Origin of the sequence: Luteolibacter algae (assembly GCF_042683045.1) — a bacterium.
Classification (GTDB): Bacteria; Verrucomicrobiota; Verrucomicrobiia; order Verrucomicrobiales; family Akkermansiaceae; genus Luteolibacter; species Luteolibacter algae.
The window spans coordinates 1-16,425 of the sequence record NZ_JBHUIT010000003.1 but is presented as its reverse complement, the minus strand read 5'-3'; the positions used below and the strand labels follow the sequence as shown (position 1 = coordinate 16,425).

The window sequence follows — 16,425 nt, the reverse complement described above, 5'->3', positions numbered from 1 at the left end:
CGGATCATCCGGCAACGCTGTATCGTGAATGGGAATCAGAGCCGGTGCTTTCGATTATGGAATTACAGGCGCTCGATGATTTCTACCCCGTTCGGCAGGGCTTCGCGGTCAATTTTGACTTCGTAATCGGAGAAAGCGCGGGGCACTTCCACTCCGTCCTTTTTCGCCACCGTGACGAGCTCGAAAAGCTTGTGGCTCGGCGCGTTTCCGAGCTGGCTGTCGTGCTTGAAGACGATGAGGGCGCGGGGGTTCATGCTGCCTGCCGGGCGGGCTGCGGATTGGTCGAACTGGAAGGCGTTCTCCAAGGCGGTGAAGAGAAGTTTGAGATCGTCATCGGAGAACCCGGTTTGGTCGGCAAGGAAGGGATTCACAAAACCTTGGGCTTTGTAGAGGCCGTAGGGGACGGTGAACTTGCGGCCCATTTCTCCTTCTTCTTTATCTACATCCGTGAGGCGTGTGATCGTATGCTCTGCTGTTACAATCCTGTCGATTGAGCGTGAAAATGAAATCTGCACAGGGCCTCTAATTTGGCCACCATTAGGTCCGGTAGATAATACAGCACCAAATGAGCGGATATCGAAATATCGGCTGCACATCCATTGCTGGATGGTTTTGATTTCTGTTTGAGGTCGCTTCTTGGCTTTGTCTTTATCCCAAGACCCGTCTGATTTTTTATAAGATTCGAGTCCGGACTCGGAGCAGGCCTCAGCAATCAGTGGATTCAGAGGTCGCTTCTCTTGGACGAAGATGTGTTGATTAGAATCAGTTTTGGTGGTTTGAACGAAGTTTCGGATTTTGCGTTTGAGCATGACATCGGTGGCGAGGCCTTGGCCTGTCTCTGGGTCTAGGCGGGGGAGGTTGCCTGCGTCGGGGTCGCCGTTTGGGTTGGCGTCAATGCAGTCGAAGAGGTAGAGGAAGTCGTATCGGTTGTTCATAGTATTAATTATTGGTTAGCTGTTGATCGTTATTGGGGGTTTTGTGACTCTGGGGAGTCGGATGTTTTCTTGGTGAAGAAGTCTTGGCGTTGGTGGTAGTAACCGATGGCGAAGAGTCCCTGCTCCTCGAGGTTGAGGTGGGTCGGGTAGCCTTCGAGGGGAGTGTGGATCTCTTGGATGAGTATTTCTCTTCCGATTTTGGCTTTTGTGGCCTTTTCGGAACCAATCCTCTCAGCCAATGCTCCGCTGCCCATTTTGGCGAGATGGTGGGTATAGGTTCTCATGATGCGCGGGAAGACGCTGCCGGGGGTGGCGGAGGCACTGCTGTAGAAGCGTTCTCTGATGCCGGCGTTGACTTGGCCGAGAGCATCTTGCTGGGTTTTCTCAAGGGCGGCGAAGAGACGTCCGAGGAGGTAGGCAGGTTCTGTTCTTTCTGTGTTTAGGCTCATATCGATGGTTTGGTTGAAGTTGCGGATGAGGACGGCTTTGAGAATGGCAGCTTTGAGATAGGTGACGTTTTCTAGTGTTTTTCCCTGTGGGTCTTTTTCGACAATTTTTAGGCGGTTGAGGACGCCTTGCAGGAGGGTCATGGGGTAGGGTGAGCCATTGAGGATGGCCTGCATGAGCTGGCCACCGAGCAGGGGGGAGATAGCTTTGCGATCACGGGCTGTTTGCTCTAGCAAGCGCTGTGCGCTGGGAAACTCTGGCTCCCGATAGGGGTGCGAATCTTTTTTTCGAGTGAGGGCGAGGTTTTGATAGTGGTCGCGGAGGCGGTCGATCATGTCGTCAATTGTGTTGACGTGCCAGAAGCGGACGACGAGGCGGGTGACGTTGCCGGAGAGGCCGAGGATATAGAATTTGGTATCGGGTTTGTCGTCGAGATCGGTGACGCTGGCTCCGCCGCCTTTACGTAGAATATCGAGGAAGACCTGGAGTTGGTTATGTCTGATTTGGTCCTCGGTGTTGGTGGATGCGGGTTCCGCCTCTATATTTCCGCCTAGCAGGTGGGCGAAGAGGCTTTCTGTGGTGGATTTTTTCTCGGTCCAGAAGATGGTGGTGACATCGCCGATAGTGACGAGGTGGCGGTGGGATTGAGGGCCGGAAAGAAGGGCGTTGAGAGCGTTGCAGTAGGCGAAGACGGCTTGCTCAGAGACGGGGGAGTTGAAGGACTGGTCTTTGGCGTATGAGCGGAAGCTGTGTTTCTCGAAGGAGGCTAATTTGGCACCGCCGGGGGCTGCGCCGTTAACGCCCTTGATAGCGGGTTCGTGAATGCGGGCGATGGGGAGTTCTTGGCCGGTGACGAGACAGAATCCCAGGTCATCCGTGGGTGTGTTCCCATGTTGGCGTGTGGCCCACCATGCTTTAATGGCGTCTTGTTCGTGGACGTCTTTTTGGGAGGGGAGAACGCGGAAGACGCCGAATCCTGTGGCTGCGAAGTCGTCGAGTTTTTCGGCGTGGTCGACTGCCATTTCGGCGTTCCAGTGGTTCTCGTAAAACGAGCGTATGGCGGCGAGGGCAGGCTGATCACTGCCCGCCGCGTCGCTGAGGGCGATGTAGTGTTCTTTGGTGGCGGCGAGGGTTTCGAGGGCGCGGGCTGCTTCTTTTTCGGCTTTGGCGGAGTTTTTATCGGGCTTTTTGTAGCCGAGTAGGTAGGCGGTGTTGTCCCAGAATGTGCAGGGATTGATGCCTTGGCCTGGAGGTTTACTGTCGCCGGGCACGAGGGTTTGGCGTGGGACTTGTTTAGTCTTTATTTTTCCAGTTTTGGTGGTTTGTGTGAGTGTTTTACGGGTGTCTTGGATTTCAACGAGGGAACCGTCGGGGTTGAGGACGATGCGGAAGGTGATGTTCTGAACGGAGTAGCCGGGCGTGGGGACTCCGTAAGGGTTGCCGTCCTCGCCTTGAATGCGTTCGTAGAATTGATTGAGTTTTTGGAGGATCATAGTGATTAGGCGATGGAGTTTCGAAAGGGAGGGACGATGACTGCCCCGTTGGTCATTTCGGCGCGGAAGAAGCGCGGTGTGGTGGATCTGACTTTTTTGGACTTGGGGTCTTGGTCGAATTCGATGTCGTGAAGCATGAAGCCGAAGTCGCGGTTTTGTTCGGCTGGGGAGAGCTGGGAAGCCGGGGTGTCCGATGGATCCTCGATGAGGGCGAAAGAAGCGGGGAACTCGCGGGTGCCGAGGTAGGGGTGGTGGAAGTATTGGCCTTTGCGTGCACGGCGTTTGAATATGTCTAGGTGTTTGCCGGCGATATGGTTGGTGGGGACTTTGGGGCCGCCGCGTTCCATGCGGGTATCGTGGATGCGGACGCTGGCCTCGATGAGGTAAGCAACATCGCGGAGGACGAGGGAGGCGCGTTGCTGGCGTTCGTCTTCGATAAGGATGGGCGAGGGTTGTTTTTCGCCCGTTATGACCTTCTTGTCGGGAGATGGTGCTTTTTTTCCAACTTCGTTACGGCGGATACTGGTGAAGCGAATGGGTTTGAGAAGGTTGATTTTTTCGATGGTCCATGTGATCTGGGGTTTCCAGTAGATGGCTTCGAAAATTCCTCTGGCGGCAGAGGGCGTGATGATGTCGTAGGAGACGCGTTCGGCTTTCATCTCTGGGCGGGTGAAACAGGCGAAGTCGCCCCAGACGTGGAGTTGGATGGATGCTGGCATGTTGTTTAGAGGATAGAGTTTTCGGGTGTTAGTTCGAGCTCGGGCTTTGGGTGTAAGCCGAATTGTTCGTCGTAGTGGGGCGTGCTGTTGAGGAGATGAAAACTGTCATCGTGGAGTGGGATGAGGATGCCGGTGCGGAGGAGTTCGGCGTGTTGCTGGGGTGGGATGGCCACGGTGTAGCGCTGGAGTTTGCGGGCGAGACGACGGATTTCGGTGGGGTCGAAGGTTTGGCGGAGTTGATCGCAGATGGCACGTCCTTTTTCGCCGTAGGGGATGAGGATGGGTTCGGAGTAATCGTCGATGAGTCTAAAGTCACGGGCGCAGGTTTTGAATTTGAAGCAGAAGAGGTCGCTGGGTTCGCGGAGGTTTCTGGGATAGTTTTCTAGAATGTGCTTTTGATCAGTAATATCGCGCTGGTCCCAGTAGTGGCGTTGGAAGTAATCTTGGATATTGTTGAGGGCGAGTATGTCGGCTGGGTTCGAGGCGAGAACCTGGATGGTTGCATTGGTGGCTGAGATGATGAAGGCAGGGGATCTGTGTTCGGCGCTTTCGAAGAGAAAGAGTTTACCGCTGGGTTTCCCGTTTGCTGCGGTGAGGTGTCCTTCGCGGTCGCAGCGTCCGGCGGCTTGGGCGATGGAGTCGAGTCCAGCAAGTGAGCGGAAGACGACGGGAAAGTCGATATCGACCCCGGCTTCGATGAGCTGGGTGGAGATGAGGCGTGTAGGGAGATTTTCGTGGAGTCGCTTTTTGATGATTTCGAGCACCTCGCTGCGGTGGTTGGCGCACATCAGGGCGGAGAGGTGGAATCGGGTGCCGTCGTTGGGAAGAAGGTCGAAGAGTTCTCGGGCGTGGCGACGGGTGTTGACGATGGTTAGGGATTGCGGGTGCTGGAGAATGTGGTGGATGAGGGTGGGGTTGTCGGTTCGACCGGGTAGGCGACTGGTATGGACGCGGCGGAGTTTGTCGTAGAGATTAGAGGGGTCGGGGATGATTTCGCGAGGGGAATCGAGACCGATGGGAAAGTCAGGACGGCGATGGATGGCGGGCTGAGTGGCGGTGCAAAGGACAATGGTGGACTGGTAGTGGGCGTGAAGTTCTTCGAGTGAGCGGAGGCAGGGGGCGAGGAATTCGACCGGGAGGGACTGGGCTTCGTCGAGGATGATAACGGAACGGGCGATACGGTGGAGTTTTCGGCAGCGGGAGGTGCGGTTAGCGTGGAGTGATTCGAAGAATTGAACGTTGGTTGTGACAATGAGGCGAGCGTCCCAGTTTTCAGAGGCGAGGCGGTTGGTGGTGGTTTCGTCTTCGGAGTCCGGGTCGAGATTGGAGTGGTGTTCTAGCACGACGTCCGGTCCCAATGCGGCGAGGGCCATGCGGAAGACGGATGCGTTTTGTTCGATTATGGAGGTGTAGGGGATGACGTAGATGACGCGGCGGAGGTTGTGGATGCGGGCGTGTTTGAGTGCGAAGGCAAGAGATGAGAGAGTTTTGCCGCCGCCTGTAGGGACGGTGAGGGAGAAGAGGCCGGGGTGGTCTTCTGCTGCTTGCTGGCAGTGGTGGAGTATTTCGGCACGTAAGCGATTGACGTCTGTGGCCAGTGCGGAGGATGAGAGTTGGGCGAGGTAGATGTTGAAAGCGGTTTCGAGATCGGAAATGGAGGGTTTGAGTTGAGGACGGAGGTTCTTTATCGAGGGACTCATGTAGGACTCGGTGGCGAGAAAGTCGGCATCGACGAGGGCGGAGAATAAAATGCGGAGGAAGAACCCGAGTGAGGTTCCGGATTTGAGGGTGAAAGCAAGGGGTGGGAGTGATTCCGTGAAGTGAAGAATTTTGGTGGGGACGTGTGGGATAAACTCGGGAGTTTGTTCTGAGGCTCGTTTGGTAAGCCGATTCGAAAGATTGCTTTCGGAGCTGTCGATTCCGTTGGCGAGCCCGGCATGATGGCCGGCGATGAGGTAAGAAAGGAGAGTGCCGAAGTTGGGAAGGTTGGCGTGACTATACTGTGCTCCGGCTGTGGAGTGGGGGACATTTCCTGTCATCTCTGCGATGTGAGGGTCAGACTTCGAATACAGGTAGGCTTGCCACTTAGGAGCAAACTTCCCCAAGTCATGCCAAAGGCCGGTGAGGTAACCCCATTGATGGGCGGAGGCTGATTCGGGTGAATCTGCGGGGAACATTTCGGCGGCAAATTTTGCAGTCCAGTAGGCAACTTTATTCAGATGGCCGTGCCCAGGGGTGAGTTTTCTACAGTGCTCACACAGTTCACGCTGGCACTGATTTATATCATTGCCGAATGGAGTGAACAGTGGTTCCCACAACTCTTTTTGAGCGGGGCTGCCATCCGCGAGAGATTTTGTATGTGCGTAGAAATTCATGGGGGAGCTTCTAACAGGAAAAAGTATGATTGGTTATTCTGGATTCCAGTCGATACCAAAAGCAACGATTTGGCTTGGTTCCTATATCGATGGAATTGACTAGATAATAAGTTTTTCGGTTTGTGGGAAGGATTCCCGTGCCGTGGTTGTGCAATGAGCACCTGGCAACAAACGGACGTTTGTTCAGCTAAGGAGCTTCCACGACACGGGAAATTTTTTACCTTTGGGGGCTATTCTTGGGGAGAATGATTTTTCGGATGAAGAGAGGGAGGGGGGAGGGCACCGAAGGGTTTTCTAAGTGGGAGTCGGAAAATTTGTGCAGGAAAAGCTTCGGTTTTGGGGCGGTATCGAGGGTGAGTGAGAATAGTAAACGGAACTTAACTTTATGCTGGTCAGGTAGTTATGAGTAATGTAGTAAAAATCGAGTGGGTCGTTTTTGTTTACGAACACAAATTTGCAGAAATTTGTTAGTCCGTCAATAAAAACGCTATACTTTATAAAAACGATGTATATTTGAACATGGGTAATACGAGCAATAGGGATCAGTGGGCAGGACGCGAGAGATTACTATTTATCGAGCGGCTGGCGTGGTGGAAAGGTATAGTGAATCGTGCCGATGTTAGAGAGGTTTTTGGTATATCCGCCGCCCAGGCATCGGCTGATTTGCAGGCGTATCAGGAGATGAACCCATCGGCTCTTTCATATAATATGCGTGCCAAGCGTTATGAGGCTGGAGAGGCGATGGTTTGTGTGATGCATGAGCCCAGGATTGATGAGGCCGTGAGGCTTTTTCTGGGTGTGGGAGTTCCAGTGCCCCAGATGGCGGCAGAGCTCCGGATGGATGCGCGGGTGGATTTGGTAAAACCATTGATCCGATCCGCGGGGAGTTCCGTCGAGCGGAGGGTATTCCTTGCATTGGAGAGTGGATCCCGCCTGCGGGTGAAATATTGGTCGGTCAATAGTAGTCGTGGAACGCAGAGAGAGATCGCGCCGCATGCTCTCGGGCACGATGGGGCCCGCTGGCATGTGCGGGCATGGTGCTTTGAGCGGGAGGCCTTTCGGGATTTTGCGCTCAGCCGCATGGAGTCCGCGGAATGGCCGGGGAAAGCGTTTTCACCTCCGCTTGCGGATGAGGAATGGGAGCGGGTGGAAGTGGTGGAACTACGCCCGAATGCTGTGCTGGACGAGGAGCAGCGGGAGACGATTATCCGGGATTACGGAATGGTGGATGGCAAGCTGCACGTGAAGGTGCGGGCCGCGATGAAGGAGTATTTTCTCGCGAACTGCCGGATCCCCATCGAGGGGCGGCCACCGCATCTGGAGATTGCAGAGGTCTGAGTCTGCCCTGTGGACGGGCGCCCGGCGGGCTAGGAGACCTTCTCGGTATGGTTTTCGTCCGGGGAGGATTTTTTCGAGAGCTCGATCCCCATTTTTTTTGCCCGCTCGTGCCAAAGGTTGCGGGCGTGCAGCTGTAGATCCGGGACGGTGTCTTTTTCGTCGAGGATTTCGAAGCCGAAGATCGTTTCTATGATATCCTCGAAGGTGATCAGGCCAACCGTTGTGCCGAATTCGTCGTTAACCAGCATGATGTGGTGGCGCTCCGAGATGAAGCGCTGGAAGAGTGCGTCTACGGGGGTGTATTCCGCAGTCATTGCGATTGGTAGCAGCACATCACCCAAAGTGCCGGTATCGTAATGATCCTTGAGGTGTGCGAGAAGCGCGTCTCCACGGATAATGAAGCCGGTGAAATCATCCGTGTTCTTGTCGTAAACGGGAATTCTGGTGAAAGGTTTGTTCTCGATGAGTGCGGCAAAATCAATGAGGGGGGTGGATTTCGGCAGAGAAAATATGACAGGGCGCGGCGTCATGATATCGGACGCTTTCATCGCATTTAGCTGAATGAGGTTTTGGACAAACTGGCTTTCCCGCTCACGGAGGGAGCCGGACTCTTCACCAATGCGTGCCATGGCCAAGAGCTCGTCGCGATGCTCGTTGAGATCGGCCTCCGGGGAGTTTGGAGCGATGAGCCCTGTAATTGATTTCGAGGCCAGGACGAGGGGCTTGAGCGCGGTGATCAGAAAGTTCAAAACCGTGGAAGAAGCGGGCGCCAGAGCGTTGGCGAAGCGGGCTCCGATGGTTTTGGGAATAATTTCCGTGAAAACCAGGATCGCTAGAGTGAGCCCGGCGGCAAAGATGGCTTCTCCCGTGTTGCCACTGATTTTGGCATATTGGGCACCAGCTCCTGCAGCTCCCATGGTGTGGGCGATGGTATTGAGGGTAAGAATCGCCGATAGCGGGCGATCAATATCCTCTTTTAATTTTTCCATGCGCAGCCCCCAAGGCAATCCGCTTTGTTTCGCACGATTGATGGAAGAAGGGGTTACAGTGAGCAGAGTCGCCTCAAGGAGGGAGCAAAGAAACGAGACACTGATTGCAATGAGGACGTAGAAAACGAGAAGAGCCATGTATGTTGCGATTTAGATGCGATAAATTTTGTGGAATATCCAGCGCGGTGATTGAGGGAAATCGTTTATTTATAAATCAAAGGTTTCCGATGGCGGCCGGGAGAGGTTTCACTGCGATCTTGCGTAATGTTTTGCCAGTCCCCGGGCAAGTGCTGAGGCGTATTCCCGGAAAATCGAGGGAAGCATCTCTCCGTTGACTTCGCGCAGGCCCTCGTAATCGCCCGCCTGAATGCGTGCGTAGTCGTGGACGGAGTTCATTACATAAGGTTCCATATAAATGACGGGGCAGTCATAGAGACGGTTGGCCAGTAGGTTCCGGGCATACAGGAAAGGATTTCCCGCGACAGGGCGGACATTGTTGCCGAGTGGTGGATAAATGTAGGGAGGGAGTTTCGAGATCTCCGCAAACGTATTGGCTACCGTGTTCCCAACGAGAGCTTCTTCCTCGTGGGTCCGCTGGAGGAGCTTTTCGAGCATTGCGAAGCGTTGGTCCGAGAGATTTACTTCATCCGGAGTGTAGGCTCCGTTGAGGAGGATGTGGAAATGGGTATCCGGCACGAGGGTTGGCAGCGTGGGATCTCCCCATCCGGCGGCATTGAAATGCAGGCAAAGCACCAGATCAGGCTTGAGGGTATGATTGACCAGCTCTGCACGGGCGCGGATTTCCGCTGTGCGATAAAAGAGCTTTTCAGCAAATTTCCGCAAAGATTCCGGATCATCTCCGGCGGTTTCCGCTGTGGCCAATGAAGCAAGATTCTCCGGGCGAAGGGTGGTGACCGGATCTGTTGTTTTGCGGACCAGAGAGACACGCGCTCCCAGTTTTTCCAACATGGGTTGGAGGAGATTGGCGACATGAAGTGACATTTCGCCCTCCATCACAGGCTTGTCCGCACCGATCCGGAACCAGCGTTCTTCGATTTTTGCCCATTCTCCGCCAATATGTCCCGGATCAATCGCAATATGGAGGTTCTCCAAAGGCTTATCCGCTGGCGGGATCGGCAGGCTATCAGTGCTTTGCCAGTGGCGCGGAGCCGGGACTTGTTTTTCCGGGGTGGAAAAATGGAGTGTGAAGGAGGGCACGGCAGGATCATGAGAAGTCAGGATCTCGGCTCTGTCTCCGTGGAGCGTGATATAGCTTTTCCAGGTGTCGTCCGTGGTGAAAATCTCGGTGAGCAAGCGCTCGAAATCGCTTCTGGAAACGGTGTATTGGTAGATGTCCAGAGTGCTCCAATCCGGCGTTTCAGCGAGTAGGGAAAGGGCTGTCGCCGCCGATGGTCGCTCAGGTGAGGTCTCGTCCGGCGAAGGGCCGGGAGATGAATGATCCGGTGGAGCAGGGGTATTTCCATCATCGGTTCCGGCGGATGTCTTACTCTTCTCCGAGCGCGAAATCAGGAACAGGCTGAGCGCACATAGCAACAGCGTGGCGATAAGTGGGGTGGGATTGCGCATGGAAAGGGAGACGTTCAAGCTAAGCTCGAAATTTCAAACATCAACCCTCCATGCCATGTCGGACAATGAAGCCGCGCCCTCCCGCTCGGGATTCAATGGAATCCCCAGATTTTCATCCTATCCCAATCAAAGCGGAAATTGCCGAACTCTTCACTGATCTCCTTCTTGCGGGATTCCGAGATGGGGCCGGTGGTGAAAAGCGAGAGGATCGGCCGGCCGGTGCTGGCATCCGTTTCGTAATCCTCTGACTTTTCCTGAATGAGCAGCACGAAACCAACTTTTCCGCCCGGGCGCTCACCAAGTGCGAGGTTCATTTCAAGGGTCTCGCCTTTCTTGAGTTTCATCCAATCCCCGTAGATGATCGGCTGGCCGATCGGGCTTTTGTGCGAGGGTGCTTCTTCCGAGGGATCCCATGAGCCACGGACGGTGTTTTGGAGCGAAGGCCAACAACCGAAAAGCCGTGGGCGGCCATCGATATAGACTACCAGGTAATCATCTCCGATCCCGGCAAAGCGATAGGTGCCTGTCTCCGGGACGATAATGCGGCCGCTATAGTTCGCCACCCATCCTTTTGGCTGCACTTCCTTCTCGACATTAAAGAATTTCGGGCCGACTTCGGCATTTGATAGAGGGATTGCGACGTGGGTGAGGTAAAGATCCTGTTCTGCCTTGTAATAGTCGCGGAAAGCGGATTCACGGAAGCGGGAGCGCTGCAGGGACTCCACGGCCTTCGCATAGGGGCCGACCTCCGATGTCTCGAATCTGCGCGGATTGCCTTTGGGATCCTGTTTGAAATCGTAAAGATTACCTTTTAGCGCGGAGTCGATTTTCTGTGTCGATCCAAAAGAGCTGCCGCTGACTCCTTCGCCGGCGCCCATACCGGTATCCGCCCAGCCGGCGCCGAAATCATCCATCCCGGAGCCGAATTCGATGACATCGGGGCTATCCACGGTATCGAGCTGGGGAATGGCTACGTCATTCATGCTCTGTGCGCTGATGACTTTCTGGGACATGGATGGTGCTGCCGCAGGGGCGGGTTTCTGCGGGAGCTTTACCTTGTCCGGCCGCTCGTTGGGTTCGTCTTCAATACTGGGGACGCTATAGGCGACGGCCATGTCGACCGTTTTTTCCAAGGTGGGGAGGACGAAGTAGGCAAGAGCGAGCAAGACGCCCGCAATCAGCAGGAAGGATAGCGCAATGGAAGAAAAGGCTTGGAGGAATTTCCGCCGTTTTAGCCACGCGGAGACTTCGGAGTTTGGCTGGATGTGTAGGCTCATGGGAATTTATTGTATGAAAAAGATAACGTGGCACGGCTGGATTATCTTAGGGAAAAAAGCACATGGGAATCCCACGGAGTGGAGCTTTGTTATTCCGGTAGAATGGGATGGATGAAAGCGATGCCGGGCTCATCATTTGTTGCAAATTTCCTGGATGGGTTGTTAGCTAGGGCCCTTGAAGAAAAGGTGGACATTGCGTGATTTGGTGGATTTTGAGTCCCTGCTTTCCGGCGAGAAATCCCGGGCTCCCGATGAAGCCGAAATGCGCGAGTCCGTGAAAGGTCTGGAGGGAGCGAAGGCCAGGCGCCTGGGGATGAGAATCTGGCTAGAGCAGCAGAGAGCGCTCCGCAGTAGACGGGAATTTCCCGGTGAAATATGGTCAAACTCCCGTTTTTTGATCGGCGCACTAATCGGCGTGCTGATGTTTCTCGCTGGAATCGGCGTTATGAGCGGGCTGCTGAACCGGGAGCGAATGGGCTTTCACGTGCCAATGCTCGTGGGCGTCACCATCGGGCTCCAGGTTCTGATTCTGATTATCGCCGCGATGACTTGGGTGCTGAGGAGTCGTTTTTCCAAAGGGCTTGGCTTTGTGCCTCGCATCCTCGGCTGGCTCATCGGCAAGGCCACCGGGCGGCGAAGGATATTATGGCGGAAAACCTGGGAAACCTTCCGGTTGGAAGGTGGCAAAGCCTGGGAGGCGCTGGGGTGGAATCTCTTACGGCTCACTCAAGCAGGAGCAGTGATGTTCTCTCTTGGTCTGATGGCAGGGCTTCTGGGCTGCATCTGGTTCCTGGAGGTGGGCTTTTTTTGGGAATCAACCACGCCGGAATGGATGATGGGGAAGATCTGGCAATTCTCCACATGGTTGAGCCTTCCATGGAGCTGGCTGTTTCCGGAATGGGCTCCAACTATGGAACTCATTGGCAAGACCCGGTGGAATGCTGCCTCGAAGGATGAGATTTTCGCGCTGGCGGCTGGCTGGTATCGGTTTTTGTTTGCTGCCATTTTTGTCTGGGGGCTGTTGCCGAGATTGATTTTGTGGATGCTTGCCGTCTGGAAGGAGCGTGCGGCAATGGCAGCGCTGGATTTCCAGGCAAAGCGGCATCGTGAGCTATGGCGGGGGCTGATGGGCACCTTACGGGTCGATGTAAGCGAGCCGCCAGTCGATGGGGTGCTGGTGCTGGATGTCGGGGGGACCGGGCTGAAAAAGGAGCAACTGAGAGGCTTTCTTCTGCGGAGATTACGGGTGAATCCCGGGGAGTGGATCGAAGTCGCCGTATGGGACCGGAAGGGTGATGAGGCCGCGGTTTCTTCCATTCGCAGCGGGCCTGCGGGAGTGGTTTTACTGGCGGAAGGATGGGCGCTTGCACCACCACGTATGTCCGCACTTCGGGAAAAGGTCAGGAGCCTTGCCGGCGCCAATACGATGATTTATTTTCTTGTTTCAAACGTTAGTTCGGAAGGCCGCCCGCTCGAAGCGACCGAGGAGGAAAAGAAGATCTGGAGAGACTACGTCGATAGCCTCGCGGATGCGTCGGCGGAGGTTTTTTTCTACGAGGAGGAAAAATCATGAGTGAAAAGATACCGGAATTTGCCGTCGTTGGCCGGGTGAACATGGGGAAAAGCTCGGTGATCGCCACTCTTTTGGAAATCGATGACAACGAGCTGATCCGTATCAGCCCCACGCCGGGTGAGACGACGATGCCGACGCCGTATCCGGTAAAGTTCGGCAAGCGTGAGTGTGTCCGCTTTATCGATACTCCGGGCTTTTCCCAAGCGGTGGAGGCGATGAGAGAGATCCAGAAAATCCACGGTGAAGGGACGCCGGGGCGGGAGGCCTTGCGCAAATTCGTCGAGCAGGAGCCAGGCTTTGCGGATGAAAAAAACCTTTTGCGGCCACTGCTGGATGGGGCCGGTGTGCTGTATGTGGTGGATCCCTCAAAGCCGCTGCGCGATGATTTTCTCGCAGAAATGGAAATCCTCCGGTGGACGGGACGGCCGCGATTGGCAGTACTGAACCTGCGTGAGGGAAAAGGCACGGAACATGAGGAATTGTGGCGGGAAAAGCTCGGCAGTGCCTTTAATCTGGTGCGCACCTTTGATGCGCACCATGCGAAATACGAGCAGCGCCTGTTGCTGATGAAATCACTTTTGGAGATCGAGGAGAGGAATCGGGCAAAACTGGAGGAGACGATCTCTTTGATCGAAATGGAGTGGGAGGAGCGGAGGCTGGATGCTGCGGAAATAATCCGGGATTTTTTGGCAGCGGCATTGAAGATGCGGGCGCAGGCGCGGATTGACGAGAAGGATGAATCATTACCGAGCCGCCGTCACAAGAAGGAGGAAGAGCTGAAGATCGAGTATTTCGAGAAGCTTAAAAAGCTGGAGAAGACATGCTTTTCCGAGCTTCTGAGAATTTACCGCCATCATCTGCTGAAGGTGGAAAGCGCTGCGGAAAATTTCAGGGAAATAGATCTCGAAAGCGTGGAAACCTGGATGAAATGGGGATTGAGCAGGACCCAGCTGACTTTGATCGCGGCGGCGACCGGTGCGGCGGGCGGGGCTGTGGTGGATATTTCCACAGGCGGGCTCACCCACGGACTGGGAACGCTCATCGGAGGTATCGGCGGTGCAGGGGCGGCGTGGTTCAAGGGGGGGATGTTACCTGATCTCAAAGTCGATATGAAAGGCGGGCTGAAGCTTTCCACCGGCGAGACCAAAGAGATGGTGATCGGTCCGCCAGCGAGCCCGAATTTTCCCTGGATACTACTCGACGGCGTCCTCGTCCGCTATGGGAGAATACTGGAGAAAGCCCACGGGCGGCATGATGTCGAAATCCTGGAAGCCAGCGACGAAGAGGGTTACACAAAGCATTTTCCCCCGGAGCGGCGGAAAGTGCTCGGGAAGTGGTTTGCAGAGTGCGCGAAGGGAAACCGCCCAGTCGGAAAAGACGTGGATACCAGGGTGTTATTGTCCCTGGAGGAGTCTTTGGGCGATGTGGAGCGGGTGCTGGAAAGCTCGGGAAATGCTCCATAGCGGGTGAAATCGCGGAAAGTCGCCGTTCCCGCGTGGAAGAGGGTTGCCTTCTTGATCTGGAAATATTTGACTCCCCGCCCATTCAATTTTCTTCATTGTGAAATCCCACGAAATATTTGCCGCTGTTGATCCTGCTGTTGTCACCGAAATCCTCGATTGGTTCCGTGCTCATGACAGAAATGTCTACAAGTCCGCCATCGCTACCCTGGCTGGCAACCGCAAGCTGAGACCGGTTTTCGTCCAGAAAAAGTCTCTTCCCGAGCAATATGCGTGGGTCCACAAAACGCTGCAAATCAAAGCCTGCGATGCGATTGGTGAGCAAATTCTCCAAGCGTATCTCATGGCCGGCCAGCAATCGATGCTCGGCATGTTCTGCGATGGCATGGGCATTGAGCATGATGGCAAAGGCTCCGTTGTCGGCGATCTTCCTGCAGAACTGGACAAGGCAAAACTGGATGAGACCGTCGACAAGCTTGTCGATGTTTTCGATCCGAAGATTTTCACACTCTATCTGCATTGCTTCAACATGCAGGTCGCTGGCGGATACCCGACACTTACCGAGAAGCTCGCATCCGACGAGCGTCTGAAACTGGCGTAATTTTTCCCTGATCATGCCCAAAGTTTACCTCAAGACATACGGCTGCCAGATGAACGAGCGCGATACCGAACAGGTGGCGCGAATGTTCACGGAGGGTGGCTATACGCTGACGCAAACAGAAAACGATGCGGATGCGATTCTGATCAACACATGCTCCGTGCGTGATCAGGCAGAGCAGAAAGCTTTGGGCAAAATGGGCATCATGGGCGCACAACGCAAGCAGCGCTCCCATGTCGTTTACGGATTTATGGGCTGCATGGCGCAGTCCCGCGGTCAGGAGCTTTTCGAGCGGATTCCACACCTGGATGTCGTCGTCGGGACGCAGAAATATCATAAAGTCTTCGAGTATGTGGATGGGATCCTTCAGAGACGCCTGGAGGCGCGTATGGATGATCCTTCGCTCTCTCTAAGCGGGCAATCGGTATGTGATACCGAGGAAGAGGCAGACTCTCAGAATACGATCCGGGACCACATGCCGAAGGCTCGCAATGCCTCGGCATTTGTCTCGATCATGCAGGGCTGCAATATGCGCTGCTCATTCTGCATCGTCCCGGATACCCGGGGGAAAGAACGCGGACGCCCGATCGCGGAGATTGTAAAGGAAGTGGAATTCCTCGCTGGACAAGGCGTGAAGGAAATCACTCTGCTGGGCCAAATCGTAAACCTCTACGGCCGGACGGAGTTTCCGAAAGTGGATGGAAAATCGCCATTCGTGCAGCTTCTGGAGGCTGTCCATGAAGTGGAGGGAATTGAGCGGATCCGGTTCACCTCACCGCATCCGATCGGTTTCCGGGATGATCTGGTGGCGGCGTTCTCCTATCTCCCGAAGCTGATGTCCCACATTCATTTCCCGATGCAGAGCGGCTCCGATGAGATTCTCAAGGTGATGCGCCGTCCTTATAAGAACGCGAAGTTCATTGAGATTTGTGAGAAGATCAAAGCTGCCCGTCCGGACATTGCGATTACTACGGATATCATTGTCGGCTTTCCAGGAGAGACGGAAGAGGATTTCCTGAAAACCGTGGAAGTTGTGGAACGATTGGAATTCGATAACGCCTTTGTGTTCCGTTATTCGAAGCGCAAGGACACACCTGCGGCGGAAATGGAGAACCAGCTGCCGGAAACCGTGAAAGAAGAGCGCAATCAACGCCTTCTGGAAGTGGTCAATCGCTTGGCAAAGCAGAAGACGGCGGCAGTCGTGGGCACCCGCCAAAGCGTGCTTTGTGAAGGTCCCTCGAAGACCAATCCGCTCACGCTTTCAGGAAGAACTCCGCAGAATAAGATCGTGATTTTTGAGGGCGATGCGGAAAAATTGACGGGTCAAATTCTGCAAGTGGATGTGACGCATGCCAATGATTTCACGACCTACGGAACCGTGGTTTGAGACGTGGGTGTAGACAATGTTAGATCGAGGCTAGCGACAATAGTGCGGGAATTGGTGAGTTGGCTTCTAGTTTTTTGATGAGATGTCTGCGACGACCTAGAACTCGGGGAGCCTTATCAAAGTTGGTTAAGGAGTTAGCAGGCTAGTTCGTGGTTGCTTTTTGGAGATGAGTTTGGCCTGACCCCATTTTCTGGACAGTTCTAAACTAGAGCTAACGTGGCTGGTGTTTGTCTAAGGAGAGGGGCGG

At 54.6% G+C, this 16,425-nt stretch carries 12 protein-coding genes; 5 read left to right on the top strand and 7 right to left on the bottom strand.

All coding sequences use genetic code 11. The features are described from left to right. Nucleotides 1-62 precede the first annotated feature (62 nt). The 4 genes from cas7c to ACFSSA_RS04420 are packed head-to-tail and all read right to left on the bottom strand — an operon-like array spanning nucleotide 63 to nucleotide 5,969. On the bottom strand, nucleotides 63-935 hold the full coding sequence (cas7c, locus tag ACFSSA_RS04435; RefSeq protein WP_386818711.1) for a type I-C CRISPR-associated protein Cas7/Csd2: 873 nt from the start codon (nucleotides 933-935) through the stop codon (nucleotides 63-65). 29 nt (nucleotides 936-964) lie between these two features. After that, the gene (gene cas8c, locus ACFSSA_RS04430) at nucleotides 965-2,875 is read right to left on the bottom strand and encodes a type I-C CRISPR-associated protein Cas8c/Csd1 (protein ID WP_386818708.1); all 1,911 of its coding nucleotides are present in this window, start codon (nucleotides 2,873-2,875) and stop codon (nucleotides 965-967) included. 5 nt (nucleotides 2,876-2,880) lie between these two features. Continuing rightward, nucleotides 2,881-3,594 carry a type I-C CRISPR-associated protein Cas5c gene (gene cas5c, locus ACFSSA_RS04425; protein WP_386818706.1) on the bottom strand — a complete coding sequence of 238 codons (714 nt, stop codon included), beginning with the start codon at nucleotides 3,592-3,594 and terminating at the stop codon, nucleotides 2,881-2,883. 5 nt (nucleotides 3,595-3,599) lie between these two features. After that, complete coding sequence (locus ACFSSA_RS04420; RefSeq protein WP_386818705.1) at nucleotides 3,600-5,969, bottom strand: CRISPR-associated endonuclease Cas3''; 2,370 nt, start codon at nucleotides 5,967-5,969, stop codon at nucleotides 3,600-3,602. A 519-nt stretch (nucleotides 5,970-6,488) separates the two neighbouring features. Between ACFSSA_RS04420 and ACFSSA_RS04415 the strand changes: the two genes are divergently transcribed. Then, nucleotides 6,489-7,307 (top strand): helix-turn-helix transcriptional regulator, encoded by an 819-nt coding sequence (locus ACFSSA_RS04415; protein ID WP_386818703.1) that lies wholly within the window; start codon nucleotides 6,489-6,491, stop codon nucleotides 7,305-7,307. A gap of 29 nt (nucleotides 7,308-7,336) precedes the next feature. Here ACFSSA_RS04415 and ACFSSA_RS04410 read toward each other — a convergent pair whose 3' ends face one another. The 3 genes from ACFSSA_RS04410 to ACFSSA_RS04400 form a co-directional block, all read right to left on the bottom strand. Next, a complete protein-coding gene (locus ACFSSA_RS04410) occupies nucleotides 7,337-8,434 on the bottom strand; it encodes a CNNM domain-containing protein (protein ID WP_386818701.1) in 1,098 nt (365 codons plus the stop codon). Between the two features lie 108 nt (nucleotides 8,435-8,542). Beyond that, complete coding sequence (locus ACFSSA_RS04405; protein WP_386818699.1) at nucleotides 8,543-9,883, bottom strand: hypothetical protein; 1,341 nt, start codon at nucleotides 9,881-9,883, stop codon at nucleotides 8,543-8,545. A gap of 92 nt (nucleotides 9,884-9,975) precedes the next feature. Then, complete coding sequence (locus ACFSSA_RS04400; RefSeq protein ID WP_386818697.1) at nucleotides 9,976-11,160, bottom strand: PA14 domain-containing protein; 1,185 nt, start codon at nucleotides 11,158-11,160, stop codon at nucleotides 9,976-9,978. A 193-nt stretch (nucleotides 11,161-11,353) separates the two neighbouring features. Here ACFSSA_RS04400 and ACFSSA_RS04395 point away from each other — a divergent pair, with 193 nt between their 5' ends. From ACFSSA_RS04395 to miaB, 4 genes are all read left to right on the top strand, one after another. Then, complete coding sequence (locus tag ACFSSA_RS04395; RefSeq protein WP_386818695.1) at nucleotides 11,354-12,733, top strand: DUF2868 domain-containing protein; 1,380 nt, start codon at nucleotides 11,354-11,356, stop codon at nucleotides 12,731-12,733. Next, nucleotides 12,730-14,196 carry a DUF3482 domain-containing protein gene (locus ACFSSA_RS04390; RefSeq protein ID WP_386818693.1) on the top strand — a complete coding sequence of 489 codons (1,467 nt, stop codon included), beginning with the start codon at nucleotides 12,730-12,732 and terminating at the stop codon, nucleotides 14,194-14,196. The genes ACFSSA_RS04395 and ACFSSA_RS04390 overlap by 4 nt, the downstream gene beginning before the upstream one ends. 97 nt (nucleotides 14,197-14,293) lie before the next feature. After that, entirely contained in the window at nucleotides 14,294-14,794 is a 501-nt protein-coding gene (locus tag ACFSSA_RS04385; RefSeq protein ID WP_386818692.1) for a hypothetical protein, read from the top strand. Nucleotides 14,795-14,807: 13 nt separating this feature from the next. Further along, nucleotides 14,808-16,178 carry a tRNA (N6-isopentenyl adenosine(37)-C2)-methylthiotransferase MiaB gene (gene miaB, locus ACFSSA_RS04380; protein WP_386818690.1) on the top strand — a complete coding sequence of 457 codons (1,371 nt, stop codon included), beginning with the start codon at nucleotides 14,808-14,810 and terminating at the stop codon, nucleotides 16,176-16,178. Nucleotides 16,179-16,425 lie beyond the last annotated feature (247 nt).

What these genes read in the sequence shown, in the direction of transcription:
- ACFSSA_RS04405 (WP_386818699.1), bottom strand. Translation starts at nt 9,883, where the DNA reads ATGCGCAATCCCACCCCACTTATCGCCACGCTGTTGCTATGTGCGCTC.
- cas8c (WP_386818708.1), bottom strand. Translation starts at nt 2,875, where the DNA reads ATGATCCTCCAAAAACTCAATCAATTCTACGAACGCATTCAAGGCGAG.
- cas5c (WP_386818706.1), bottom strand. Translation starts at nt 3,594, where the DNA reads ATGCCAGCATCCATCCAACTCCACGTCTGGGGCGACTTCGCCTGTTTC.
- cas7c (WP_386818711.1), bottom strand. Translation starts at nt 935, where the DNA reads ATGAACAACCGATACGACTTCCTCTACCTCTTCGACTGCATTGACGCC.
- ACFSSA_RS04410 (WP_386818701.1), bottom strand. Translation starts at nt 8,434, where the DNA reads ATGGCTCTTCTCGTTTTCTACGTCCTCATTGCAATCAGTGTCTCGTTT.
- miaB (WP_386818690.1), top strand. Translation starts at nt 14,808, where the DNA reads ATGCCCAAAGTTTACCTCAAGACATACGGCTGCCAGATGAACGAGCGC.
- ACFSSA_RS04415 (WP_386818703.1), top strand. Translation starts at nt 6,489, where the DNA reads ATGGGTAATACGAGCAATAGGGATCAGTGGGCAGGACGCGAGAGATTA.
- ACFSSA_RS04420 (WP_386818705.1), bottom strand. Translation starts at nt 5,969, where the DNA reads ATGAATTTCTACGCACATACAAAATCTCTCGCGGATGGCAGCCCCGCT.
- ACFSSA_RS04400 (WP_386818697.1), bottom strand. Translation starts at nt 11,160, where the DNA reads ATGAGCCTACACATCCAGCCAAACTCCGAAGTCTCCGCGTGGCTAAAA.
- ACFSSA_RS04390 (WP_386818693.1), top strand. Translation starts at nt 12,730, where the DNA reads ATGAGTGAAAAGATACCGGAATTTGCCGTCGTTGGCCGGGTGAACATG.